Raw genomic sequence first — 25,535 nt, 5'->3', positions numbered from 1 at the left:
AGAGACATCCTTATGAGCTGCGCGCGTTGCCAGGCCCTTCCGCTCTCGCCCGATGAACGTGGAAACCTTCTGCTGACCTTCGTCGTGCGTGAGCTGATGGACAAGCTCGTCGATTTCCTGGGTGTACGGGGGCTGGGATATCTCGCCGAGGAGATGGTCGTCACGCTCCCGGATGCGAACCTGGTCGAGTTCCTTACGCTGATTCGCGACTCAGGTTCATTCAACGAACTGGAGTGTCAGGGGATCTCGGCGCTGCTCCTGGATCCGGACGAGACCCTGACGTTTCAGGCTTTCACCCGCGCCCGGACCCTGGCGCGCTGGCTGGGACTCCTGGAGGCCGGCGCGCTGCTCGATATCCTCGATCGCAAAGGATTCACCGCCTGGTTTCAGCCGATCCTGGCGTCCGACACGGGTGCCGTGGTCGGCTACGAATCCCTGCTGCGCGCGCGTGCCCAGGACGGTGTCCTGATGTTTCCGGACGAGATTTTCCGCATGGCCACGGACAACGATCTGCTGTTCCAGGTCGATCGCCAGGCGCGCGAAGCCGCCCTGCGTTGCGCGGCGGCCGAGGGCATTCGTGAGCGTCTGTTCATCAATTTCGTCCCCACGGCGATCTATGATCCGGTGCATTGTCTGCGCAGCACCGTCGGCTGGGCCAACCAGTTGGGGTTCGAATCCGATCGCATCGTGTTCGAAGTGGTGGAGACCGAGCGGATCCGCGATATCGACCATCTGAAGAACATCCTCGATTTCTATCGCGAGGCCGGTTACCAGGTGGCCCTGGACGATGTCGGAAGCGGTTACGCCTCGCTCAATCTGTTGGCGAGCCTCCGGCCCGACATCATCAAGGTCGACATGGAGATCATCCGGGGCATCCAGGCCGACCAACGGCGCCAGTCGGTGTTCCGGGCCTTGGTCGGCATCGCCCGTGATCTCGATATCCAGGTGCTCGCCGAGGGCGTCGAAACCGAGGATGAGCTGGCCTATGTGGTGGCCGAGGGGGCGACGATGGTCCAGGGTTATCTGTTCGCCCGGCCCGCGCCCCATCCGCCGAAGCCGGCCCCGGTCGCCTTCTGGACGTCCGTTTGAGCAGATCGTGGCGGAGGGCCCGCTGTCCGGCCGATGGGTGGCGGCGACGGGTTCCGGGTCGTGGTAGAATCGGTCGGCTTAGAACAAGCCCCAACGCGGTTCCCGCCCCGGGTCCGCGCCGCATGCTGAAAGCCGGTTGACCAAGCCCATGTCAGATTTCGCCAAAGAAGTCCTGCCCATCAACCTCGAGGACGAGATGCGTCGCTCCTATCTCGATTACGCCATGAGCGTGATCGTGGGGCGGGCGCTGCCAGACGTGCGCGACGGTCTCAAACCCGTGCATCGACGGGTGCTCTTCTCCATGCACGAGCAGGGCAACGTCTGGAACCGCGCCCATCGCAAGTCCGCGCGCGTGGTCGGCGACGTCATGGGTAAATACCACCCGCACGGCGACTCGGCCATCTACGACACCATGGTCCGCATGGCCCAGCCGTTCTCGCTGCGCTATCTGCTGGTGGACGGGCAGGGCAACTTTGGCTCCGTCGATGGCGATCCGCCAGCCGCCATGCGTTACACGGAGGTGCGCATGATGCGCATCGCGGACGCCCTGCTCGACGATCTGGACAAGGATACCGTCGATTTCACCCCGAACTACGACAACACCGAGCATGAGCCCGTGGTGCTGCCGGCGCGGTTCCCGAATCTGCTGGTCAATGGCTCGTCCGGAATCGCCGTCGGCATGGCGACCAATATCCCGCCGCACAATCTGCGCGAGATCATCGATGCCTGTCTGGCGATCATCGAGAATCCGCTGATCACCATCGAGGAGTTGATGGAGATCGTGCCGGGACCGGATTTCCCCACCGCGGGTCTCATCAATGGGATCCGGGGCATTCGCGAAGGCTATCGGACCGGGCGCGGACGGGTCGTGATGCGCGCGCGCACCCACACCGAGGTGCAGAAGCGCAGCGGGCGCGAGGCGATCGTCGTCACCGAGATCCCCTATCAGGTCAACAAGGCGCGGCTGCTGGAGCGCATCGCCGAGCTGGTGAAGGAAAAGAAGATCGATGGCATCGCCCAGGACGGGCTGCGCGACGAGTCCGACAAGGACGGCATGCGCGTCGTCATCGAGCTCAAGCGCGACGCCCACGCCGAGGTGTTGCTGAACAACCTCTATCAGCACACCCAGATGCAGCAGGTGTTCGGCATCAACATGGTGGCGCTGGTCGATGGTCAGCCGCTAACCCTCAACCTCAAGCAGATCCTCGAATATTTCCTGCGTCATCGCCGCGACGTGGTGACCCGCCGCACCCTCTTCGAGTTGCGCAAGGCGCGCGATCGGGCGCATGTGTTGGAAGGCTATGCGATCGCGCTGGCGAACATCGACGAGGTGATCGCGACCATCAAGAGTTCATCCAGCCCGGCGGAGGCTCGCGAGCGTCTGATGACGCGCGACTGGCCGCCAGGGGCCGTGACCGGGATGCTGGCGCGGGCCGGCGCCGATCGGACGCGACCGGAGGATCTGGACGCGGCACTCGGACTCGGCGACCAGGGCTACAAGCTGAGCGAGCGTCAGACCAAGGCGATCCTGGACCTGCAACTGCACCGTCTCACCGGGCTGGAGCAGGAGAAGATCCTCAAGGAGTTCGAGGAGATCCTGGCGACCATCGCCGCGCTCCTGCTGATTCTCTCGGATCCCGATCGCCTCATGGAGGTGATTCGCGAGGAACTGACCGCCATCCGCGAGCAGTTCGGCGACGTCCGTCGCACCGAGATCCTGATCGACCAAACGGATCTGACCCTTGAGGATCTGATCGCCCCCGAGGACATGGTGGTGACCCTGTCACACCAGGGCTACGTCAAGACGCAGCCGATCAGCGACTACCAGGCCCAGCGGCGTGGCGGCAAGGGCAAGAGCGCGACCTCCTTCCGCGAGGAGGACTTCATCGACCGCATCTTCGTCGCCAACACCCACGACACGGTGCTCTGTTTTTCCAGTCGGGGTCGGGTCTACTGGCTCAAGGTCTACGAGCTGCCCCAGGCCGGGCGTGGCGCGCGCGGTCGGCCGATGGTCAACCTGCTGCCGCTGGAGGCGGGCGAGCGCATTCATGCCATGCTGCCGGTGCGCGAGTACGAGGAAGGCTATTACGTCTTCATGGCGACCAGCGCCGGCACGGTCAAGAAGACCCCGCTCAACGATTTCTCGCGTCCGCTCTCGCGTGGCATCATCGCCATCGATCTGCGCGATGACGAATATCTGATCGGCGTCGCCGTCACCGACGGCCAACGGGATCTGATGCTCTTCACCTCCGCCGGCAAGGCGGTCCGTTTCCCCGAGGATCAGGTGCGGGCCATGGGCCGCACCGCCCACGGTGTGCGCGGCGTCATGCTGAAGGAAGGCCAGGGCGTGATCTCGCTGCTGGTGCCAGAGCCCGGAACCGTCCTGAGCGTGACCGAGAATGGCTACGGCAAGCGCAGTCGGGTGGAGGATTTCCCCACCAAGGGACGCGGCACCCAGGGCGTCATCGCCATCGGCACCTCGGATCGCAACGGCGCCCAGGTTGGCGCCGTGCTGGTGCGCCCCGGTGACGAGATCATGCTCATCACCGAGGGCGGTACCCTGATCCGCACCCCGATCGACCAGATTCCGGTGGTCGGCCGTAGCGCCCAGGGCGTGAAGCTCATCAACCTCGGGGAGGGTGAGCGTCTGGTCTGCGTCGAGCGTATCGTGGCCTTGGATGGCGACAAGGAGGCTGGCGAGGACGTCGGCGGCGAGGACATAGCCCCGGATGAGGGCCTGGACATCGAACCCGAGGTCGGAGACGAGGGCGCCACCGATCAATAAGGCGCCCGGGTCCGTGCTTCCCGTGACTTGGCGCCAGACTTGTGGACCGTGCCGATAGGGTACTGTCCACGGAACACTGTCCACTGAAAACTACCCATGGGGAATGTGAGAATGGCTCGCGTCTATAATTTCAGCGCCGGTCCGGCGATGCTTCCCGAGTCGGTTTTGTCCCAGGCCCGGGACGAGATGCTCGAATGGCAGGGCAGCGGCATGTGCGTGGCCGAGATGAGCCATCGCGGCAAGGAGTTCATGTCCATCGCGGCACAGGCCGAGGCGGATCTGCGCGAGCTGCTCGCCATCCCAGCCAACTATAAGGTGCTCTTCCTGCAGGGCGGCGCCTCCAGCCAGTTCGCGATGATTCCGATGAATCTGCTGCGCGGGGCGGAAGGCGCGGATTATCTCAACACCGGTTCCTGGTCCAAGAAGGCGATCGCCGAGGCGCGCCACTACGGCTCGGTCAACGTCGCCGCGAGCACCGAGGCCGTCAAGTTCACGCGCGCGCCCGCGCAGGACGAGCTGAAACTGAGCGCGGACGCGGCCTACGTCCACTACACCCCGAACGAGACCATCGAGGGCGTCGAGTTCCCCTATGTACCCGAGACCAACGGCAAGCCGCTCGTGGCCGACATGTCCTCGACCCTGCTCTCGCGCCCCGTCGACGTCTCGCGCTTCGGACTCATCTATGCCGGCGCCCAGAAGAACATCGGCCCGGCGGGTCTGACCATCGTGATCGTGCGCGAGGATCTGATCGGCCAGCCGGTGCAGGGCACACCGACCATGTTCGACTACAAGATCCACGCCGACAACGAGTCCATGTACAACACCCCGCCGACCTATGCCTGGTATCTGGCTGGGCTGGTGTTCAAGTGGCTCAAGGACATGGGTGGGCTGGAGGCCATGGCGGCCGTCAACGCGCGCAAGGCCAAGCGGCTCTATGACGTCATCGATGCCTCGGGCTTTTACGCCAACCCGGTGGATCCGATCGCGCGTTCCTGGATGAACGTCCCCTTCACGCTGGCCAACGCGGATCTCGACGACCTCTTCCTCAAGGAGGCCAAGGCGGTCGGACTGACCACGCTCAAGGGACACCGTTCGGTCGGCGGCATGCGCGCCAGCATCTACAATGCGATGCCGGAGGCCGGCGTCGAGGCGCTGGTGTCCTTCATGCAGGAATTCGAGCGCAAAAACGGCTGAGGGACGGAAGTTGTCGGTTTTCAGTTGGTCGCTGTCGGCGGCCATCCTCTCTGTCCACTGAAACCGACCGTCCTCCACTGACAACCGCCACCTGACAACTGACACCTTCTACCTATGTTCAAGATCCAGACGCTGAATAACATCTCCGTGGCCGGGCTGGAGCGCCTGCCGCGCGACCGCTACGAGGTCGCTTCCGAGATCGCCCACCCCGACGCCATCCTGGTGCGTTCGGCCAAGATGCACGACATGGAGATTCCGGCGACGGTCCAGGCCATCGGCCGCGCCGGCGCTGGCACCAACAACGTGCCGGTCGCCGCCATGACCGCGCGCGGGGTCGTCGTCTTCAACGCCCCGGGCGCCAATGCCAATGCCGTCAAGGAACTGGTGATCGCCGGCATGCTGATCAGCGCCCGTAACATCGCTCAGGCCTGGCAGTTCGCGCGCGGTCTCTCGGGCGATGACGCGGCCATCAATCAGGCGGTGGAGTCCGGCAAGAAGGCGTTCGGCGGCTTCGAGCTGCCGGGCCGTACCCTGGGCGTGGTCGGGCTCGGGGCTATCGGGGTCAAGGTGGCCAATGCCGCCCGTGCCCTGGGGATGCAGGTCGTCGGCTATGACCCGACCATCACCGTCCATCGTGCCTGGCAGCTCGAAAGCGACGTGCGGCCGGCCTTGAGCATCGACGATCTGCTCTCGCGCTCGGATTTCGTCACCTTTCATGTGCCACTCACCGAGCAGACCCGGCATATGATCAACGCCGAGCGCATCCGCGCCTTGCCCAAGGGCGCCGTGCTGCTGAATTTCTCGCGCGACGGCATCATCGACGACGAGGCCGTGATCGCCGCCCTGGATCAGGGGCATCTCTATGCCTACTGCTGCGATTTCCCGACCAATCGGCTGAAGGACCATCCGCGCGTCGTGACCCTGCCGCATCTCGGCGCCTCGACCCGCGAGGCCGAGGACAATTGCGCGGTCATGGTGGCCGATCAGATTCGGGAGTATCTGGAAAACGGCAACGTGACCAACTCGGTCAACTTCCCCGAGATATGTCTGCCGCGCAACGGCGGACTGCGGCTCGCCATCGTCAACAGCAACGTGCCCAACATGCTCGGTCAGATCTCCACCGATCTCGCCAACGCGGGGCTCAACATCATCGACATGCTCAACCGCTCGCGCGGCGATGTGGCGGTGACGCTCATCGATGTCGACCAGCGCTGTCCCGAGAACACGCTCGATCAGCTCGCCTCGATCGATGGGGTGCTCTCCGTGCGTTGCCTCGGTTGAAGGGAGCCTGGCGCCATGACGACCTCCGGCAGCGGCGATAACCTGGACGCGGTGCGGCGCCGGATCGACGCCATCGATCAGGAGTTGCTGCGACTGATCAGTGAGCGCGCCCGCTGCGCGCAGCAGGTCGCCCATATCAAGACCGGAAGCGAGGGCGGGGGCGTTCAGTTCTACCGTCCCGAACGCGAGGTCGCGGTGCTGCGCCGGATCAAGGACGCCAATCCGGGTCCACTGGACGGCGAGGAGGTCGCCCGGCTGTTCCGCGAGATCATGTCCGCCTGTCTGGCCCTGGAGCGCCCGCTCAACGCCGCCTTCCTGGGGCCTGAGGGCACCTTCACCCAGGCGGCGGCCATCAAGCACTTCGGTCATTCCGTGGTCACCCGCGCCATGGCCACCATCGACGAGATCTTCCGCGAGGTGGAGGCCGGGGCCTGCGACTTCGGCGTGGTGCCGGTGGAGAATTCCACCGAGGGCGTGGTCAGCCATACCCTGGATCTCTTCATGAGCTCGCCGCTGCGGATTACCGGCGAGGTCTCGCTGCGGATCAATCATCACCTCATGAGCCGCGAGAGCGATCTCGGCGACATACGCACCCTCTACTCGCATCAGCAATCGCTGGCCCAGTGCCGGGGCTGGCTGGATCGCCACCTGCCTCATGCCGAGCGCGTGCCCCTGGGCAGCAACGCCGACGCCGCGCGCACGGCGGCGAGCCAGCCGGGCACGGCGGCCGTCGCCGGGTTTCAGGCGGCCGAGATCTATGGCCTCAAGATATTGGCCGAGCGGATCGAGGACGATCCGGGCAACACCACCCGTTTTCTGGTGATCGGCAAGCAGGATTCGCCGCCGAGCGGTCAGGACAAGACCAGCCTTCTGCTGTCCTGTCGCAACAAATCCGGCGGGCTGCATGCCCTGCTGTTGCCGCTCGCGGCCCACGGGATCAGCATGACCCGCATCGAATCCCGTCCCTCGCGCCGAGGCATCTGGGACTACGTCTTCTTCATCGACATCATGGGACACCGCGCGGATCTGCCGGTCGCCGCCGCGCTCGACCACCTGGAGAAGGACGCGCTCCTGTTCAAGATCCTGGGCTCTTATCCGGTGGCGGTGCTCTAACCCTTTCTCCATTTCGCGAACCCCTTATGAGCCACCCTGACAATCCATTTCTTGCCATCGCCGCCCCCTGGATCTCCGGACTCACGCCCTATGTCCCCGGCAAGCCGATCTCCGAGCTGGAGCGCGAGCTTGGCATCCATGATTCGGTGAAGCTGGCCTCCAACGAGAATCCGCTGGGTCCGGGTCCCAAGGCCAGGGCCGCGATCGCCGCCATGCTGGGCGAACTCGGCCGCTATCCCGACGGTGGTGGCTTCGATCTGCGCCGGGCGCTGGCCGATTATCATGGCGTCTCGCCGACGGCCATCACCATCGGCAACGGTTCCAACGATGTGCTGGATCTGGTCGCCCGCGCCTTTCTGTATCCCGGCGTGGAATCGCTGTTCTCCGAATACGCCTTCGCGGTCTATCCGATCGCGACCCAGGCCGTCGGCGCCACCGCGCGTATCGCCAAGGCACGCGATTACGGAAACGATCTCGCCGCCATGTCGAGCCTGGTCAACGACAAGACCCGCGTGGTCTGGATCGCCAACCCGAACAATCCGACCGGAACCTGGCTGTCGGCGAACGTGCTCAAGTCCTTCCTCGGATCCCTGCCCAAGACCTGCGTGGTGGTGGTCGACGAGGCCTATACCGAATACGTCTCCGAGCCGGATTTCCCGGACGCGACCAACTGGGTCGAGACCTTCCCGAACCTGATCGTGACCCGCACCTTCGCCAAGGCCCACGGTCTGGCGGCGCTGCGGGTCGGCTACGGCATCAGCGATCCGCGCCTGGCCGAACTGCTCAACCGGGTCCGTCAGCCCTTCAACGTCAACGCCCTGGCTCAGGCGGCGGCGGCGGCGGCCATCACCGACCGCGAGCATGTGCGCGCCTCGGTGGAAGTGAACCGCGCCGGCATGCGTCAGTTGACGGCGGCCTTCGAGCGGCTGGGGATCCGCCATATCCCTTCGGTCGGCAACTTCGTCACCATCGACCTCGGCCGCCCAGCCGGCCCTGTCAACGAGGCCCTGCTGCGTCGCGGCGTCATCGTGCGCCCGGTCGGTAACTACGGCCTGCCAAACCATCTGCGCGTCAGCATCGGTCTGGAGCAGGAGAACGCGCGATTCCTCGCGGCTCTGGAAGACCTGCTTTCGGCATGATCCAGCGGCTCGCCATTATCGGGGTCGGACTGATCGGCGGCTCGCTGGCGCGCGCCCTGCGCGCGGCCGGCGGAGTGGAGGAGGTCGTCGGCTGTGGCCGTTCGCTCCCGAATCTGGAGCTGGCGCGCGAGCTTGGGGTGGTCGACCGTTTCACCCAGGATCCAGGCGAGGCGGTGAGCGGGGCCGACATGGTCTTCGTCGCCGTGCCGCTGGGCGCCATGCGCGGTGTCTTCGCATCCATCCGTGACGCCCTCGCGCCGGAAGCCGTGGTGACCGATGGGGGCAGTGTCAAGGGAAGCGTGGTCGCCGAGGCGATGGGCGTCTGGGGCGCCATGCCGCCGCGTCTGGTGCCGGGTCATCCGATCGCCGGGACCGAGCACAATGGGGTCGAGGCGTCCTTCGCCGAGCTGTACCGGAATCGTCGGGTGATCCTGACCCCATTGCCGGAGACGGACGCCGAGGCCCTCGCGCGCGTGACCGCCATGTGGGAGACCTGCGGCGCCGAGGTGACCCGCATGTCGGTCGGTCATCACGACGAGGTACTGGCCGCCACCAGTCATCTCCCGCACATGCTGGCCTTCGGGCTGGTGGACGCCCTGGCCAGGATGCGCGAGAACGACGAAATCTTCCGTTATGCCGCCGGTGGTTTCCGCGACTTCACCCGCATCGCCTCCAGCAATCCGGTCATGTGGCGGGATATCTGCCTCGCCAACCGCGAGGCCCTGAGCGCCATGCTGGCGCGCTTCGGCGTGGAGATGACGGATCTAGCCGAGAGTATCCGCCGCGCCGACGGCGATCATCTGCTGGAGATCTTCGCGCGCGCCAAGGCGGCGCGGGATCGCTATATCGATAGCGCGCGCGACCTCTGACTCCTCAGGGCCTGGCGTCGTCGGTGCTTTTTTCGCTATCCGCCTGGGCGGCCTCGGATTCGAGCCGTCGGAGCGGTGCCAGAAGGCTCTCCATATCGGCCGGATTGACATACTGAATGATGACGTGACCCTTCGGATCACGGCCGATGTCGAGGCCCCGTTCTGGATAGAGCCAATGGACGATGCCGGTTGCGGACTCGGTCAGGCGCTCGCTCGGGGTGCCGAAACGCTGTTCGATCAGCGCCTCGTCGAGACGCGCCTTGGGTAGGTAGCCGATGCTTCGGATGGGCTGTTCGGCCAGCCTGTCCACGTCGATGGGATCCAGCTTGACCTTCTTGCCGCCGCTGCCGAGCTGACTGATGCGCAGTCCGCGATCGTACATGCCGCCCAGCGTTTCCTGGTCCGCGGCCAGGGTGATGACGAAATCCGCCCGCAGCCGCTGGAGATGGATCTGTTCGAAATAGGCCTCGACGCCATAGGGCTGGGTCTCGCCGGGGTTGTGAAAGAGATTGATCTCGCCCGCTTCGCGAAAGACCCGACGCACCTCCGCCAGGGTGGTCTGGCCGAGCCTGAACCCGAAGACGCCGGTGCGTCCCTGGGCATCCTGCTCGATCAGCCAGGGTAGCCGGACCGAGCCATCGTCGAGGCTGTCGGGCATCAGCAGCAGCATGCCGAGAAAACCCAGGACGGCGGCTCCCAGGACGGACAGGATGATGGTGCGATCCAAGGTGGGATACTCCTGGTTCCGGGACGGCGGGTTCCGGGACGACGGGTTTCAGAGGGGCATGAGTCCGGCGGCGACGCGGCGCCCCTCGGACATGAGGATGTTGTAGGTGCGACAGGCCGCGCCGGTGTCCATGATCTCGATGCCGATGCGCGCTTGCATGAGGCGGGCGTAGAGGGCGGGATCGGGGAAGACCTGTCGCGCCCCGGTGCCGAGCACCAGAATCTGGGGGGCGAGCGCCAGCACTTCCTCCAGATGGGCGGCGGTCAGATCCGCCGCCTGGGTCGGCCCCCAGTCCTCGATGATTCGCGTCGGGGTGAGGATGAGGCCGCGCCGATACCGACGGCCATCGATCAGGAGGCCCTCGCTTCCATAACCATCGATCAGATGGCCGCCCGAATTGTCTGCTTCGGAGAATCTCATGCGGCCAACATACCCTAAGCCGGCCCGAGCGAACAAGCGGGCAGGGAAGGGGGGCACTGTGTAGAATTCCGCTCTTCCATCCTTTACCGCCGACCTGGAATCCCATGACAGTCCGTACCAGATTCGCTCCCTCGCCGACCGGCTATCTGCATGTGGGCGGCGCCCGCACCGCGCTCTTCTGCTACCTCCATGCCCGCAAGCACGGCGGCCAGTTCGTTCTGCGGATCGAGGATACCGACCTGGAACGTTCGACGGCGGAGTCGGTCAACGCGATCCTGGAAGGCATGACCTGGCTGGGTCTGGACTATGACGAAGGCCCCTTCTATCAGACCCAGCGTTTCGACCGTTACAACGCGGTGATCGACGAACTGCTGTCGAAGGGTCTGGCCTACCGCTGCGACTGCCCCAAGGAGCGGCTGGAGAAGTTGCGCGTGGACCAGATGGCACGCAAGCAGAAGCCCCGCTATGACGGACACTGCCGTCATCGTCCGGTCGATCCGGAGACGCCCCATGTCATCCGCTTCAAGAATCCCGACGACGGCGTGGTGATCGTTGACGACCTCATCCGTGGTCGGGTGCCCTTTTCCAACGCGGAACTCGACGATCTCATCATCCGCCGCAGCGATGGCGCGCCGACCTACAACCTGAGCGTGGTGGTGGACGACGCCGACATGGCCATCACCCACGTCATTCGCGGCGACGACCATCTGAACAACACCCCCCGTCAGATCAACATCCTGCACGCCCTGGGCTTCGAGCCGCCGCGCTACTCCCATGTGCCCATGATCCTCGGCGACGATGGCGCACGGCTCTCCAAGCGGCATGGCGCGGTCAGCGTCATCGCCTATCGCGACATGGGCTATCTCCCGGAGGCGCTGCTCAACTATCTGGTGCGTCTCGGCTGGTCGCACGGCGACGAGGAAATCTTCTCGGTCGAGCGCATGATCGAGCTGTTCGAGATCTCCGACGTCAACAAATCCGCCTCCAGCTTCAACACCAGCAAGCTCGACTGGCTCAATCAGCAATATTTGCAGAACGCCGAGCCAGCCCGTGTCGCCCGTCTCCTGAGTCCGCACATGGGACGGCTCGACATCGACCCCTCGACCGGCCCCGACCTGGTCGATGTGATCAAGGCCCAGGCTGCCCGCGCCAAGACCCTGGTCGAACTGGCCGAGATCAGCGCCTTCTGTTACCGCGACTTCGAGACCTTCGACGAGGGCTCGGCCAAGAAGCATCTGCGTCTGGTCGCGCGCGAGCCGCTGGAAAAGCTGCGTGCCGCCTTCGATCTGCTGGCCCTGGAGGACTGGACGCCCGAGCAGTTGAAGCGAGTGGTAGAGCGGATCACGGAGGAGTTGGCGGTCAACATGGGCAAGGTCGCCCAACCGCTGCGGGTCGCCATCGTCGGCCGCGCCGCCTCCCCCGGCATCGAAGAGACCCTGATGCTGGTCGGCAAGGAGGCCACCCTGCGCCGCATCGACAAGGCGCTGGTCTATATCGCCGAGCGCGGCGGCGAGGGCTGACCGGCGTCGGTGCGCGTGATCCTCGGGGCTTGGCGCCCCGGCGGATCCTGATCGTGCTCACGCTCGATGCGTTGTTCTTCCACGATACTGGACACTGAAGGCCACGTCGATCCGCCTGGAATCTCCAAGAAACAGCCGTTCGTGCGCTTGACAGGGCGTAACCAGGACTTGGTTCCGAGGTGTGCGATGCGTACTCTAGGACACAACAGAATCTGGTTTGGAGGCCACGTCGATGAGTTCCGTTGTCGAGTTGTACGAAGCCTTGAGCACGGCCCCCGATGATCGTACCCGAGCTCGGGTGATCGCCACGGCCTTCGAGCGACTGGAGGATCGCTATCCGCATCTGCCTGAGTTGGCCACCCAAGGCCACGTGCGCGAGTCCGAGCTGCGGCTGCAAAAAGAGATCGAGCAGGTACGCGCCGATCTCAAGATCGAAATCGAACAGCTACGCTCCGAACTCAAGCTCGATATCGAGCGCGTCAAGATTGATCTGCTGAAATGGCTCGTGCCGCTGATGTTCGCCCAGGTCGCGGCGATCGCGGCACTCGTGAAGTTGCTTTGAGACCCATGCCTGATTAGATGCCCGCCCGCGAGAACCAGATCAGCGCCGGCTCGACAAGGCGCTGGCCTATATCGCCGAGCGCGGCGGCGATGGTTGATCGGCCTCGGTGCGCGGGATCGCCGGGCCTGGCGCCCCGGCGGATCCCGGTCCTGGGTGATGTGGAGACTGGGAAGGCCCCTACTCGGACGGATCCGGCGCCAGTACGCGCCGCACGCGCTCGAAACGCACCTCCAGCGAGGCGTCGCGCGGAGCCGGGCCGCTCAGATACCATTCATGGATGAGTCCGCCGGCCCCTCGAAGCGGATCCTCCTCGCCCTCGACCATGCGCTCGGCGAGACGGGCGACCTGATATTCCAGCCGCTGCTGGGCGAATTCCGGTGGCGTCTCGACTCCCGCGATGATTTCAAGCTGGAGACAGAGACGTTCGAGCCGCTCGCGGTTCGTCGCGAAGGACTGACGTATCGCCTGGAGCTTGGCCGGATCCTCGGCGGCGGCCATGGCCAGTTCCAACCGTGCCTCGATGGCGCGTTGAAGCCCGGTATCCGCTTGGGTCGGCAGGGTCGCCCAGGTTTGGCGCGCCGCTTCCGGCGTCAACCCTTCGTCGGTTTCTCCGAGCAGACCGAGTTCCAGCCGTTCGCATAGCTCGGCTTGCCGGCGCAGCAGATTGAGTGCGTCCAGGCGCCGCCTGTGCTCGGCGGCCTCGTGGCGCTGCTCCAGCGCCGCCTGGCAGTGTTGCCAGCGTTGGGCCAATGGACCGGCCGACTGGCGGGGCACGGGCAGGGACTCGGCGGCACGCCAGCGTTCGATCAATTCACGCCGGGCGGCGGCGAGACGCCTCGGATCCCGTTCGCTCGCGGCCAGTTCGTCGGCCTCGGCGCAGATCGCCTCGCGCGTCGCGAGGTTTTCCTCCAGCTCATGGACATGCGCCTGTTGCCGCGTGGCGCGACGTTCGAAGACGGCATCGCAGGCGGCGCGGAAGCGCTGCCAGAGTTTGTTCTCGTCCTTCTGACGCGCGGGAACCGTGGTGTGCCATTCGCGTTGCAGGGCCTTGGTCCGTTCGATGGCGTCCTCGAGATCGGGTTGCTCGGCCAGGGCGCGCACCTGCTCGATCAGGTCCAGTTTGTGCGCCTGATTGCGCTTGCGCTCGGCGTCCAGCCGTTGGTCCAGTCGGCGCAGCGATTGGTGGAAGCGGCGTTCCAGTTGCTTGCGCGCGCGTCCCTCGGTCGCGCCGATGGCCGCCCAGCCCTGGCGCATGTCGCGCTCGGCGTGCAGGGTCTTTTTCCAGTCCACATGTTCCCAATCGACCTTGGACAGGAAGTCCTCGATCCGCTCGCAGGCCTGTTCGCGGGCGATCCGATTCGTCTCGCGTTCGACGGCCAAAGCCTCCATGTGGGGCCGGCAACGGGCGTAGACGGTCTCGGAGGCTTGATGGAAGCGCTCCCAAAGGGCCTGATTGGCCGGGGATCCGGTCTTGTCGAGCCCCTTCCAGTCCATCTGGAATGCATGAAGTCGCTCGGCCAGGATGTCGAGTGGAAGCTCCTGCTCGATCAATGCCTCCATGTCGGCGCAGAGCCCCTCGCGATGCTGATCGGCGCCCCAGCGTCGCCAGTTCTGAAGCTCCCGGAGCCGGGGGGCCAGCGCGCGCAACCGCTGGGCGAATCCGGCCGTCTCACTCGGACGGATGCCGCTGGTCTGGATCACCTCCAGTCCAGCCAAGAGGCTTTGATAGAGTGGGTCCGCCTTCCTGAGTTCGCCCTCGGCCAGGTGTGTCTCCAACTCCGCGAGTCGTTCGGAAAACGGCTGGAGTCGCTGCTCGGCGTGTTTGCGCTGGTTGTGCAGGCGTGTCTCCAGTCGTTCCGCGAGTGCCTGGAACGCCTGGGCTGAATCCGCGTCCGACGCTTGGGCGAGCAACTCGCCGCCCTGGTCGAGCAGTTGTCTGGCCTTTTTCTGGTCCAGTGGCTTGGACTCGCCGAGCATCCGCTCGATCCTGGTCGCCGTCTTGCTCAGGCGCCCCGCCAGGTCGCGTTGGCTGGCGAAGGTCTGGCGGGCCGCGTGGGTCGCCCGCGTGAGTTCCCGATAGCGCGGCTCAAGCGCGGCCCGGTGTTTGGCCGGCAGGGCTTCCCAGGCCGCCGCAAGACGCTCGCCTTCGGCGGTCAGCGTCTCTTCATCCTGTTGACCCTGGAGTTGGGCGAACGCTTCGAGCAGGGCCTCGGCTTTCGCCCGAACCGCCTCCCCAGCCTCCCGCTCGGCGATTTGGGTCGTGTTTTCGCGGGCGTGCGCCTCATGGGCCGCGAGAAAGCGTTCGCGCTCGGATTGAAAGCGTGCCCGCGATTCGGGGTCGGCATGGTCCTGGAGACCGGCCCATTGGCGATCCAGGTGCTCCAGCAGGGCACGATCCTGCGCCCATTGGCCGAGCCGTCCCAGCCGTTCGATCTTGGCGAGGATCTCCTCGCACTGCTCGCGGATCCGGCGCGGAAGCTCTTCCTGCTCGGCGATCAGACGCAGCTTCTCGCGCGCCGTGCGATAGACGTGCTTGTCCTTCTTGCCGATGCGGCGCGCGACCTCCTCGAGCGCGGCCTTGTCCTCAAGACGCTCGATCGCCAGGGCGCGGTTCGCCGCCAGCGGATCCTGAACCGCCCGATCCGCGAGGATCGCGGGCGAATGCAGGCGCTCGATGGCCGCGCGGCGGATCTCGGGTCGATGCCCCCGCGTGGCGATTCGTTCCAGCGACGCGGAATCCTCGATCCGGGCGAGACCATCGAGCAAGGGTTCCAGCACGCCCTCGCCGGACAGTGGCTCGCACAGGAGATCGCGAAAACGGGCCGCTGCGGCCTCGCGAACATCCGCGTCCGGATCCTGGGTCAGGATCCGGGCGACGAGCGAGGGATCGTCGACCTTTAACAGGGCGGCGCGGCGTTGGGAGGCTTCCGGGTGGCTCGACGCCTGCTCGTTCAGGGCGTCCTGGTTTCTGGACTTGGCCGTCGGCTGAACGACCGCCGGCCTGGTCTCGTCGCCGTTCGGCTTGAGCCGCTTGAGAAAGCGCTGGAATAGCATGTCAGCTCCGCGAATCTTTGCCTATCCACCGACGTAGGGGTTGCTGCGTCTCTCCTCGCCGAACGTCGACATGGGTCCGTGACCTGGGATGAAGCGGATGTCGTCGCCGAGCGGGAAGAGCCGCCGCTGAATCGAGTCGATGAGTTGTTGATGGTTGCCGCGCGGAAAATCCGTCCGCCCGATCGAACCACGGAAGAGTACGTCGCCGACCTGGGCGAGCCGACTCTCGGTATCTAGGAACACCAGATGACCCGGTGTGTGGCCAGGGCAATGAATGACGTCGAGCCGCTCCAGGCCGACCTCGACCTGGTCGCCGGGTTGAAGCCACTGGTCCGGCTCGAAGTCCTCGACCGGCGGGAAGCCGAACATCCGGCATTGCTCCGGCAGGGCGTGGATCAGAAAGGCATCGTCCGGGTGCGGGCCGAGGATCGGGAGGCCATGGCGACGCGCCAGCTCGGCGCTCGCGCCGACGTGATCCAGGTGCCCATGGGTGAGCAGGATGCGCTCCGGCTCAAGTGAGAGCTTGGCGAGCAGGGCGTCGATGCGGTCCGGGTCGCCACCAGGATCGATGATGGCCGCGCGGCGCGTTCGGTCGCACCAGAACAGGGTGCAGTTCTGCTGGAAGGGGGTTACTGGAAGGATCTGGAAATGCACGGCGAAACACGGCCCTCAAGGATGTTGGTTTCGGCGACCGGGACGGCCCGAGGAGGCGCCCGTGGCGGGACATCGCGCTTGGGGGTTCCGTGCCGGACGTGGGGCTCGCCGGATCCTGGGCTAGAGGGCGCGAGCGATCCGGGTCCGCGAGGCCCGTTTTCGAGCGGCGGCGCCGATCGTGACAGCGGTTCGCACCCGGCTTTCCGTGCCAGGGACCAACCCTCGATCGAGGAGGAGATCCTGATCGATGCGGGCGCGTCCCCGAGCCGTCCGGACCCTTGTCGAGTCCGGTCTCGATGGTCGGTTCAGGCCCGGAGCATGGCGTAGAGCGTATCCTTGAGGAGGAGGCGCTCCTTCTTCAGATCCTCGATGGTTTCATCGGCGACCGGCGTGCCAAGCTCCTCGATGCTACGCACGCGCGCATCCAGCCCATCGTACTGGTCCATGATCTCCGCGAACTCCGGGTTGTCCGCCCTCAGGTTCGCGATTTTCTGCTCCAGATCGGGGAACTCGTGAAGCAGGTCGTGTGATTCACCAAGCATGTGGTCCGCTCCTCATTGACGGAGGCCGCCACGCGTCCAACGCGCGCGGTCAAGATGGATTAAGAGTGAGTTCGAGCTTGGGCGACGGCCACCCATCCTGGTCGTCGATCCTGAACGGACGCGGCGCGACCAGCGGATGCCGCGGGGACGGCTCGGCTCGGGACTGGGGCGCTCGCCGTCGTCGGCCTCTCCATGAGTCAGCCATCGCGGGCGCGTCCCGAGGCCGGATACTCACCGCGCCGTTGAAAACCGGAACCGGCCCGCGTGAACATCAGGTTGCTCGCATCGTTTGATTCGGCGGCGTTTCCCATGCCCACCAGGCGGCGGCGCGGAACGCCCAAGGCGGCCGGAGTATACCCCAGGGGCCGCCACCTGAAACAGTCCGGTCACATGGCGGCACGGTGCCGCCATGATCGCTAGGCAGGGTCCGCGCTGGAGTCCGCTACTTGGTCGTCGCGTCCAATTGCTTGATCACGTCCCCGGTGATGTCCAGCCCCTCGTCCGTGTAGATCAGACCTCCGGCGCCGCGCTCGAACACCATGCCGAGCTTCTTTTTCTTGGCGATCGTCTTCACGGCTTCCCGCGCGGGACCGACGATCTCCCGACCCTTTTCCTGCTGCGTCTTCATCAGATCCTGCTGGACCGGGAGCGCCTTCTTTTGGTAAGCCTCGATACGGCCCTGGATTTCCTTTTCCTTCTTGGCGACCTGGTCGTTGCTCATCAATGGCTTGTCCTTCGCCAGCTCCTGCTGCATCTTGTTGATTTCTTGCTCTTCCCCGGCCAGAACCTTGGCGCGGGGCTCGAAGTCCTTGCGCAGTTGCTCCTGCAGGCGCTTACCGAGCTTGCTTTCCTCCAGAACCTTTTGCATATCGACGAAGCCGACACTGCTATTGCTCGACGCCTGGACCGGCAGGATCAGACCGAGGATCAGCGCGACGAACAGAAACGGACGGGTCATGAATTCACTCCATGGGATGTGGCGTATCGGGATGGGTTGATTGGATCGCCGCGGGCATCGGCCAGGCAACCCAGGGATGCGGTGCCGCGCCAAGCCGGAGCCGGGGGATCGCTCGACTCCCCGGCGAGGATTGGCTCGTGATTCTCGGCGGGCCGATTGTAACCGTCAGGAGTGCTCGGGGACAAAGTCGTGCTTGAACGCCGGTGCGCGACGGGGCGGACTTGCCTCGAACCCCCGGCTGTTGGATCCTGTCGGCATGCCAGTGCGTCGATCGATGTCCGGGCGCCATCCCGCGTGGCTCGGCGTGATCCGCCACCCGGCGATGCCAGGCGGCCTTTCCATCCCGAACTCTATTCCGGAGAACCTCCTCGTGGGTAACTCACTCCAAGAACAGCTCCTCAAGGCGGGCCTGGTCAATGAGCAGAAGCTCAAGCAGACACGCACGACGAAGCGCAAGCAGGTCAAGCAGACGGGTCAACTGGTCTCGCCGGCCGAACAGGAAGCACGTCAGGCCGCCCAGCGCGCCCAGACCGAGAAGGCGACGCGCGATCGCGAGTTGAATCGCAAGCGTCAGGAAGAGGCGGCGCTGCGCGCGGCGGAGAACGAGATCCGTCAGCTCATCCACGTTCACCGGGTGGTGCGCGACGGCGGTGATCTGGCCTACAACTTCACGGATGGGAACACCCTCAAGCGCATCCATGTCAGCAAGGAGCAACACGCCAGACTGGTCTCCGGAAAGCTCGCGATCGTGCGCCAGGATGCCTTCTACGAGGTGATCCCGGCCGAGATCGCCGAACGGGTCATGGCCCGCGAGGCCTCCCTGGTGCTGGTGTTCAACCGGCCCACGGAGGAGGCGAGCGCGGACGATCCCTACGCGGACTTCCAGGTGCCGGACGATCTCATGTGGTGAGGCCCGCTCCATAAGGGGAGCGGTCGAACCAGGCGTTTTTCATGAACCATGGAACCAGGACCCATGACCCAGACCGACAATCTGAAGCTCGCGGTACTGATCGATGCCGATAACGCCCAGGCGAGCATCGTCGAGGGCCTCTTGGCCGAAATCGCCAAATACGGCACCGCGCACGTCAAGCGCATCTATGGGGACTGGACCCTGCCCAATCTCGGGGCCTGGAAGGAGACGCTCCTGCGCTATTCGATCCAGCCCATCCAGCAGTTCCGCTACACCAAGGGCAAGAACTCCACCGATGGGGCCATGATGATCGACGCCATGGACCTGCTCTATTCGCGCAACTTCGAGGGGTTCTGCATCGTCTCCAGCGACAGCGACTTCACCCGTCTGGCCTCGCGGCTGCGCGAGTCGGGCATGACGGTCTATGGATTCGGCGAGCAGAAGACCCCCGAGCCCTTCGTGGCGGCCTGCGACAAGTTCGTCTTCACCGAGGTGCTGCGCGAGTATGCGGCTGGCGGTGATTCCTCCACGCGCAAGAGCGGGAAGGAACTCAAGCACGACGTCAAGCTGGTGGCCCTCCTGCGTCATGCCCTCGACAGCGCCGCCGACGACACGGGTTGGGCCGCCTTGGGGCCGGTCGGTTCGGCCATCGCCAAGCGCAGCCCGGAGTTCGACTCGCGCAACTATGGGTACGCCAAGCTCAGCGGTCTGCTCAAGGCGATCCAGCTCTTCGATCTGGAGGAGCGGATGATCGGGCGCGGGCCGCACAAGGCCATCTATGTCCGCGATCCCAAGGGCGCGGCCGGGGCCTGATCGGCGCGATGGATCTGATCGATACCCACTGTCATCTTGACGTGGCCGAGTTCGACGCCGATCGCGACGCGGTCCTGGCCGGGACTCGGGCGACTGGGGTCGCCGCGCTGGTGGTGCCGGCCATCCATGCCGAGGGATGGCCCGGATTGCTCGCGCTCTGCTTGGCGGCCCCAGTCGAGGGGCCGCGCCTCTATTCCTCCCTGGGGTTGCATCCCGTCTATCTCGACCGGCATCGTGACGAGGATTTGTCCGCTCTGGAGAGGCTCCTGGCCGAGCACCATCCGGTCGCGATCGGTGAGATCGGGCTCGACTACCATGTCGGCGACCTGGATCCCAGGGGCCAGCAGCGACTCTTCGAGCGCCAACTGGCCATCGCCCGCGAGGCGCGACTGCCGGTGCTGCTGCATGTCCGCAAGGCCCACGATCAGGTTCTGTACACGCTGCGACGGATCCCGGTGCGGGGCGGGATCGCCCACGCCTTCAACGGCAGCCAGGAACAGGGTCGACACTATCTGGATCTGGGGTTCAAGCTCGGATTCGGCGGCATGCTGACCTTCGAGCGTTCCAGCAAGCTGCGACGACTGGCGACACAACTTCCGCTGGAGGGTCTGGTGCTGGAAACCGACGCGCCCGACATGACGGTCGCCGCGCACCAGGGCGAGCGCAACAGCCCGGAGTATCTTCCGGATGTGCTGACGACGCTGGCCCGCATCCGCGACCTGGATCCGACCGAGGTCGCGTCGCGCACGACCGCGAACGCCCGAGAGGTCTTGAGCCTGGCATGAGCCGGACCGAACCACCGGAGGATGACCCGCTCTCGGACCGCACCCGGATCCTGGTGGGCGACGATGGCGTGGCGCGGCTGCGCGCCAGCCATGTCCTGGTAGCCGGGCTTGGCGGCGTCGGCTCCTACGCCGCCGAGGCACTGGCGCGGGCCGGAGTTGGCGCGCTCACCCTGGCGGATCACGATCGGGTGGATCCCACCAACCTGAATCGCCAGCTCCCGGCCTTGGGCTCGACGATCGGACGGCTCAAGACCCAGGTCATGGCCGAGCGTATCGCCGAGATCAATCCGGCCTGCCGACTGACCCTAATCCAGACCTTTCTCGACGAGGACCACATGGAGGGCGACCTCTCCGGCGGCTTCGATCAGATCATCGACGCCATCGACAGCCTGTCCAGCAAGCTATCCCTGATCGAGACCGCCCTACGCCTGGGGCGACCCATCGTCAGCAGCATGGGGGCCGGAGGCCGTCTGGATCCGACACGGGTACGGGTCGGCGATCTCATGGACACCCAGGTCTGCGCCCTGGCGCGCGAGGTCCGCACCCGCCTGCGTCGGCGTGGGGTTGGGCGTGGGCTCACGGTCGTCTGGTCCGACGAGACACCACGCCCACCCGCGCCGCCGCGAGAGACCGGACGTGGACGCGCGCGCGCCGTCAATGGAACCCTGAGCTACATGCCCTCCATCTTTGGGCTGATGCTCGCGGGAATCGTGGTGCGGCGGTTGCTTGGGGACGACGGCGACTCGATGCTGGAAGAAGGCGGCGACTGAAAGGCGCCAGGTCTGTTTCGGGTAGTGAACACACTCGGCAAGCCGCCGTTTCCATTATTTGGGCGGCCGCTCGCCAGGTGCGTTCGGTTGGGATCAGGGTTGATCGAAGAAGAATCGCTCCTCGCCGAATGCCGGCCGAAGCTCGTCGAGCCAGCGCGCCTCGGGGTCGTAGCGGGCGAAGAAGGGTTGCAAGACCCATTCGGGCTGGCGGGCCTGGATGAATTGAAGCGTGAAGACGCGCTCACCCTCGATCTCGTTCACGCCCATGACCTGCAACTTGCCCTGCGCCGTGGACAGGCTCGGACCGCGCACGGTACGCGCCAGACCGCTGACCTGCTGATAGGCACCCTGGAAGATCTCGTGGGCGCGGCTTAGGGGTACGCCGAAATAGTGCTGGGCGCCGGTATCGCGGACCACGAACATGTAATAGGGGATGCAGCCGGATTTGACCTGCTCCCGCCACATCTCCGACCAGATCCCAGGGTCGTCGTTGATGTGCGCGAGCAGCGGCGACTGGGTGCGGATTTCCGCGCCGGTCTCGCGGATACGGGCGATGGCCCGCTGGACCATCGGATGGCTGACCGCCCTGGGATGATTGAAATGGGCCATGAAGGCGAGATGTTTCCCGGCCTTGACCACCCGCTCGAAGAGTCGCAGCAGATCATCCGCGTCGGGATCCGTCAGGAAACGATGAGGCCAGAACGTCAGGGCCTTGGTGCCGATCCGGATGCTGCTCAGGTGGTCGATGTCGGCCGCCAGCAGTCGATCGATGTAGGTCGCCAGGGTCTGGGTCTTCATCACCAGCGGATCGCCGCCGGTGAACAGCACGTCGCTCACCTCTGGGTGAACCCGCAGATAATCCGCCAGGATCGCCCCCTCGCGCGCGGCGATGCGCAGGTTGCCGTCGCCGATGAACTGCGCCCATCGGAAACAGAAGGAGCAGTAGGCGTGGCAGGTTTGTCCCTGCGTGGGAAAGAACAGCACGGTCTCGGGATACTTGTGCTGCATCCCCGGTAGCGGCGAATCCTTCAAGACCGGGACGTTTCGTTCCAACTGGCCCGCGGGATGTGGATTGAGCTCGGATCGAATGGCCTTGGCCACGGCATCGACCTCCACCGACGAGCCTCGCTTCAAGGCCGCCGCCATGCGCTCGTAATGCGCTGGCCGGAGCATGTCACGCACGGGAAACATCAGACGGAAATAGGGGTCATCCGGCGCTTTCCGCCAGTCGATCAGTTCCTCGATCACGAAATTGCTGGCGCGAAATGGCAGTACGCGCGCCACCACTTCCATCTCCTGGCGTGCGGCGGCTGGTAGCCGCCGAAGCTGTTGGATGCGCCCCAGGTCGCGCCTTGTATAGGGTTGATAGATTGGCACCGAGGGTGCGTAGGATGGTACGGCGACACTAGCGCATGGATGGCGCATAGCGGCTCCTCCTTTCATTGCGATGGCGGCCCGCACCAGATCCGTTGGGACTGAAACGCCAGGTTCTTCAAGGAATGCAGCGGCAAAAGCCATCCTTGGCCGCTACGCGAAGTGGCTGGGGGGCGACCCAGCCGGAAGCACCCGGAGAGGGTGCGTGGGTTGACGGCAACGACCGGCGCTTCGGGATATTTCGGCCGACCCGCGCCGTGGCGTGGCCATGTCGGGGGGGCTGATGATAACGGGCCGGGTGGAGTGGGCAAAGCAATGATTGCCCGTCGGGTTCCGGCCTTGGGATGGGCGATCGCTGAATGTTGCTTAGAATTCAGTTGGATGCGGAGCGATTCATGCCTGGTTTGGAGTTTGATCTAACCCTTTGATCCGCTCCCAGGCCGCGAGCGCCTGGGCGCGCGAGGCGGCGAGGTCGACGATGGGGCGGGGGTAGTCGTGGCCGAGCCGAACGCCGGCGGCGCTCAGGATCGCCTGGGGCGCTGTCCAGGGTTGCTGGAGGTACTTGTCCGGCAGGCGCGCCAGTTCGGGACACCAGCGTCGGACATAGCGTCCCTCGGGATCGAACCGCTCGCCCTGGCGCACCGGATTGAAGACGCGGAAGTAGGGCGCGGCATCGGCTCCGCAGCCGGCGGTCCACTGCCAGCCCTGGGTGTTGCTGGCCAGATCGGCGTCGACCAGGGTGTCCCAGAACCAGCGCGCGCCGGCTTGCCAGGGGATCCGCAGGTTTTTGGTCAGCAGGGAGGCGACGACCATCCGCACCCGATTGTGCATCCAGCCGCCGTGCCACAGCTCGCGCATTCCGGCGTCCACCAGCGGAATCCCCGTGCGCCCCTGTTGCCAGGCGGCCAGCCTGTCCTCGACGCCGTTCTCGGCCCAGGGGAAGTCCGCGAAGCGCTTGTCCAGCGGTGCGGTGGCGGTCTGGGGGAAGTGATAGAGCAGGTGGTGGGAGAACTCGCGCCAGCCAAGCTCGCGCGCGTAGGGTTCGGCTGGGTCCGCCGTCGGATCGCCGACCTGCTCGCGGATCAGGCTCAACAGTCGTCGCGGGCTGATCTCGCCGAAATGCAGATGGGGCGAGAGGCGCGAGGTGCCCGGCCGATCGGGGCGATCGCGGTCCTCGCCGTAGGCCGCGATCCGCGTCTCCAGGAAAGACCGCACCAGGGCTAGGGCCGTTGCTTCACCGGGCGTCCAGGTGTCCCGCATCCCCTGATCCCAATGAAGGCGTGGCAACAGCTCCAGGTCATCGAGCGCCAGCGTCCACTCGGGCACCGGTCCCGCTGGAAGCGTCTCGGGCGCCGGGATCGGCTGGACCAGGGCGAGCGACTTGACGCAGGCGCGCCAGAAGGCGCTGAAGACCCGGTATGGCTGGCCCTGGGTGTTGGCGATCTCCCAGGGTTCGAAGAGCAGCGCGGCTTTGTGGCTTTCAACGCGCAGGCCATCCGCGCGCAGCGCCTGCTTGATCCGCGTGTCGCGCTCGGTGGTCGCCGGATCGTAGAGACGATTCCAGTGGACCTGGGTCGCCCCGGTCGCTGCTATCACGCGGCGCAGGGCCAAGAGACTGTCGTCGCGCAGGATCCAGAGCCGGTTTCCCCGCTGTCTCAGGGAGGCGTCGAGCGAGGCGAGACTCCCGTGGAGCCACCAGCGGCTGGCCGCGCCCGGCTCCCAGGGCGCCTCCTCGCTCGGGGCCTGGATGTAGACGGGAACGACGCGATCGCCGCCGGCCAGGGCGGCCGCGAGCGCCGGGTTGTCGTCCAGACGCAGATCGCGCCGGAACCAGAGGAGGCTGGTCATGTTGGTCCTTGCCTTGGCGGATGCGGCGGGATGGCTGGATTCGGTCGAGGTGCCCGGACGTCAAGACCCCGAGCATTCCCGTCTGGCTCGTTGCAACCGGCGCGGGCTGGGTCTATTCTGGTGCTGCATTGCAGCATCGAAGGTCGAAGGCCCGCCGGAGCGGGCCTTGTCGGTGCCGATGCCGGGTCAGGCGTGCCCGATCAACTCGTCGATGTGGGTGCTCACGCAGCGTCCGAGCGCGGAGAGGGTGTAGCCACCCTCCAGGCATGAGACGACTCGCTCCTGGCTGTGCTTGGCCGCCAGTTTGTGAACCTCCCGCGTGATCCAGGCGTAGTCGGCCTCGCGCAGGTTGAACTGGGCCATGTCGTCCTCGATGTGACCGTCGAACCCGGCCGAGATCATGATCAACTGGGGGGCGAAGGCATCGATGCGCGGCAGCCAGGATGTCTCGACGGCGGCCTTGAAGGCCGCGCCGTCGGTCAGGCGCGGCAGTGGCAGGTTGATGATGTTGGGGGCGACGGTGTCGGCGCCGGTTCCGGGGTAGAAGGGGTGCTGGAAGCTGGAGCAGAAGAGCACGCGCTCGTCGCCGATGAAAATCTGCTCCGTGCCGTCGCCGTGGTGGACGTCGAAATCCACGATGGTGATCCGCTCCAGCCCATGGTTCTCGAGCGCGTGAGCGGCGCCGATCGCGACGTTGTTGAAGATGCAGAAGCCGCTCGCGCTGGCCCGCCCGGCGTGATGGCCCGGCGGTCGCACACTGCAGAAGGCGGCGTGGTGGCGCTCGCTCATGACCAGGTCCACGCCCAGGATGGCGGCTCCCGCGGAGTGCAGGGCGGCCTCCAGCGAATGGCTGTTCATCGCGGTATCGCCATCGATCCAGGTCAGGACATCGCGCGCGCTCGGCGCGGCGTCGAAGATCCCCTGGATGTAGTCGCGATCATGCACCCTGGCCAGATCCTCGACGCTGGCCGCCGGCGCGTCATAGTGGGTCACGAGCATCTCCATGCCGGAGGCGATGAGCCGATCCTGGATCGCATGGAGGCGTTCGGGGCATTCGGGATGGTGCGCGCCCATCTTGTGCTCTTTGCAGGCATGATGGGAGATGAAAGCGAGGTTCATGGGCTGTCC

The 25,535-nt window shown here is 65.6% G+C and carries 22 protein-coding genes; 13 read left to right on the top strand and 9 right to left on the bottom strand.

The annotated features are described in order from the left end of the window. Positions 1–12 precede the first annotated feature (12 nt). The 7 genes from CKO27_RS10090 to CKO27_RS10060 all read left to right on the top strand — a co-directional run bounded on the left by CKO27_RS10090 (position 13) and on the right by CKO27_RS10060 (position 9,470). The gene (locus tag CKO27_RS10090; protein ID WP_200374760.1) at positions 13–1,089 is read left to right on the top strand and encodes an EAL domain-containing protein; all 1,077 of its coding nucleotides are present in this window, start codon (positions 13–15) and stop codon (positions 1,087–1,089) included. A 148-nt stretch (positions 1,090–1,237) separates the two neighbouring features. Then, the gene (gene gyrA, locus CKO27_RS10085; RefSeq protein WP_200374759.1) at positions 1,238–3,874 is read left to right on the top strand and encodes a DNA gyrase subunit A; all 2,637 of its coding nucleotides are present in this window, start codon (positions 1,238–1,240) and stop codon (positions 3,872–3,874) included. Between the two features lie 111 nt (positions 3,875–3,985). Then, positions 3,986–5,068, top strand: coding sequence for a 3-phosphoserine/phosphohydroxythreonine transaminase (gene serC / locus CKO27_RS10080; RefSeq protein WP_200374758.1), 1,083 nt, complete (start codon positions 3,986–3,988; stop codon positions 5,066–5,068). 114 nt (positions 5,069–5,182) lie between these two features. Next, positions 5,183–6,349 carry a phosphoglycerate dehydrogenase gene (locus tag CKO27_RS10075; RefSeq protein WP_200374757.1) on the top strand — a complete coding sequence of 389 codons (1,167 nt, stop codon included), beginning with the start codon at positions 5,183–5,185 and terminating at the stop codon, positions 6,347–6,349. 15 nt (positions 6,350–6,364) lie between these two features. After that, positions 6,365–7,462: a prephenate dehydratase gene (gene pheA, locus CKO27_RS10070; protein ID WP_200374756.1), complete on the top strand. Its 1,098-nt coding sequence runs from the start codon at positions 6,365–6,367 to the stop codon at positions 7,460–7,462. A 26-nt stretch (positions 7,463–7,488) separates the two neighbouring features. Beyond that, entirely contained in the window at positions 7,489–8,601 is a 1,113-nt protein-coding gene (gene hisC, locus CKO27_RS10065) for a histidinol-phosphate transaminase (protein ID WP_200374755.1), read from the top strand. After that, on the top strand, positions 8,598–9,470 hold the full coding sequence (locus CKO27_RS10060) for a prephenate dehydrogenase (RefSeq protein WP_200374754.1): 873 nt from the start codon (positions 8,598–8,600) through the stop codon (positions 9,468–9,470). The genes hisC and CKO27_RS10060 overlap by 4 nt, the downstream gene beginning before the upstream one ends. Positions 9,471–9,474: 4 nt before the next feature. Here CKO27_RS10060 and CKO27_RS10055 read toward each other — a convergent pair whose 3' ends face one another. Both CKO27_RS10055 and CKO27_RS10050 read right to left on the bottom strand, forming a co-directional pair. Then, positions 9,475–10,197 (bottom strand): hypothetical protein, encoded by a 723-nt coding sequence (locus CKO27_RS10055; protein ID WP_200374753.1) that lies wholly within the window; start codon positions 10,195–10,197, stop codon positions 9,475–9,477. Positions 10,198–10,245: 48 nt separating this feature from the next. Beyond that, positions 10,246–10,617: an Mth938-like domain-containing protein gene (locus CKO27_RS10050; protein WP_200374752.1), complete on the bottom strand. Its 372-nt coding sequence runs from the start codon at positions 10,615–10,617 to the stop codon at positions 10,246–10,248. Between the two features lie 104 nt (positions 10,618–10,721). Here CKO27_RS10050 and gltX point away from each other — a divergent pair, with 104 nt between their 5' ends. Together gltX and CKO27_RS10040 are read left to right on the top strand one after the other, a co-directional pair. Next, positions 10,722–12,137, top strand: a complete 1,416-nt coding sequence (gene gltX / locus CKO27_RS10045) for a glutamate--tRNA ligase (protein WP_200374751.1) — start codon at positions 10,722–10,724, stop codon at positions 12,135–12,137. Between the two features lie 232 nt (positions 12,138–12,369). Beyond that, on the top strand, positions 12,370–12,699 hold the full coding sequence (locus tag CKO27_RS10040; RefSeq protein WP_200374750.1) for a CCDC90 family protein: 330 nt from the start codon (positions 12,370–12,372) through the stop codon (positions 12,697–12,699). Positions 12,700–12,876: 177 nt separating this feature from the next. Here the strand turns inward: CKO27_RS10040 and CKO27_RS10035 are convergent, their stop codons facing one another. From CKO27_RS10035 to CKO27_RS10020, 4 genes are all read right to left on the bottom strand, one after another. After that, positions 12,877–15,753, bottom strand: a complete 2,877-nt coding sequence (locus tag CKO27_RS10035) for a DUF349 domain-containing protein (protein ID WP_200374749.1) — start codon at positions 15,751–15,753, stop codon at positions 12,877–12,879. A gap of 21 nt (positions 15,754–15,774) precedes the next feature. Further along, complete coding sequence (locus CKO27_RS10030) at positions 15,775–16,407, bottom strand: MBL fold metallo-hydrolase (protein ID WP_200374748.1); 633 nt, start codon at positions 16,405–16,407, stop codon at positions 15,775–15,777. A 305-nt stretch (positions 16,408–16,712) separates the two neighbouring features. After that, positions 16,713–16,949 carry an HP1242/YdcH family protein gene (locus CKO27_RS10025; protein WP_200374747.1) on the bottom strand — a complete coding sequence of 79 codons (237 nt, stop codon included), beginning with the start codon at positions 16,947–16,949 and terminating at the stop codon, positions 16,713–16,715. 442 nt (positions 16,950–17,391) lie between these two features. Continuing rightward, a complete protein-coding gene (locus CKO27_RS10020) occupies positions 17,392–17,907 on the bottom strand; it encodes an OmpH/Skp family outer membrane protein (RefSeq protein ID WP_200374746.1) in 516 nt (171 codons plus the stop codon). A gap of 370 nt (positions 17,908–18,277) precedes the next feature. Here CKO27_RS10020 and CKO27_RS10015 point away from each other — a divergent pair, with 370 nt between their 5' ends. The 4 genes from CKO27_RS10015 to CKO27_RS10000 all read left to right on the top strand — a co-directional run bounded on the left by CKO27_RS10015 (position 18,278) and on the right by CKO27_RS10000 (position 21,185). Then, positions 18,278–18,817, top strand: coding sequence for a DUF2058 family protein (locus CKO27_RS10015; RefSeq protein WP_200374745.1), 540 nt, complete (start codon positions 18,278–18,280; stop codon positions 18,815–18,817). Between the two features lie 63 nt (positions 18,818–18,880). Continuing rightward, positions 18,881–19,630 (top strand): NYN domain-containing protein, encoded by a 750-nt coding sequence (locus CKO27_RS10010; RefSeq protein ID WP_200374744.1) that lies wholly within the window; start codon positions 18,881–18,883, stop codon positions 19,628–19,630. Positions 19,631–19,638: 8 nt separating this feature from the next. Further along, positions 19,639–20,415 (top strand): TatD family hydrolase, encoded by a 777-nt coding sequence (locus CKO27_RS10005; protein WP_200374743.1) that lies wholly within the window; start codon positions 19,639–19,641, stop codon positions 20,413–20,415. Further along, a complete protein-coding gene (locus CKO27_RS10000) occupies positions 20,412–21,185 on the top strand; it encodes a tRNA threonylcarbamoyladenosine dehydratase (protein WP_200374742.1) in 774 nt (257 codons plus the stop codon). Before CKO27_RS10005 ends, CKO27_RS10000 begins: the two co-directional genes overlap by 4 nt. Positions 21,186–21,278: 93 nt before the next feature. On the opposite strand, the gene CKO27_RS09995 is transcribed toward CKO27_RS10000, so the two are convergent. The 3 genes from CKO27_RS09995 to CKO27_RS09985 form a co-directional block, all read right to left on the bottom strand. Next, a complete protein-coding gene (locus CKO27_RS09995; RefSeq protein ID WP_200374741.1) occupies positions 21,279–22,610 on the bottom strand; it encodes a KamA family radical SAM protein in 1,332 nt (443 codons plus the stop codon). A 342-nt stretch (positions 22,611–22,952) separates the two neighbouring features. Then, positions 22,953–24,407: a cryptochrome/photolyase family protein gene (locus CKO27_RS09990; protein WP_200374740.1), complete on the bottom strand. Its 1,455-nt coding sequence runs from the start codon at positions 24,405–24,407 to the stop codon at positions 22,953–22,955. A gap of 186 nt (positions 24,408–24,593) precedes the next feature. Then, positions 24,594–25,526 carry a histone deacetylase family protein gene (locus CKO27_RS09985; RefSeq protein WP_200374739.1) on the bottom strand — a complete coding sequence of 311 codons (933 nt, stop codon included), beginning with the start codon at positions 25,524–25,526 and terminating at the stop codon, positions 24,594–24,596. Between the last annotated feature and the right edge of the window lie 9 nt (positions 25,527–25,535).

Origin of the sequence: Thiocystis violacea, from assembly GCF_016583575.1 — a bacterium.
In the GTDB taxonomy this organism is placed as follows: domain Bacteria; phylum Pseudomonadota; class Gammaproteobacteria; order Chromatiales; family Chromatiaceae; genus Thiocystis; species Thiocystis violacea.
The sequence above is the reverse complement of the archived record's forward strand: the minus strand, read 5'-3'. Positions and strand labels throughout refer to the sequence as shown.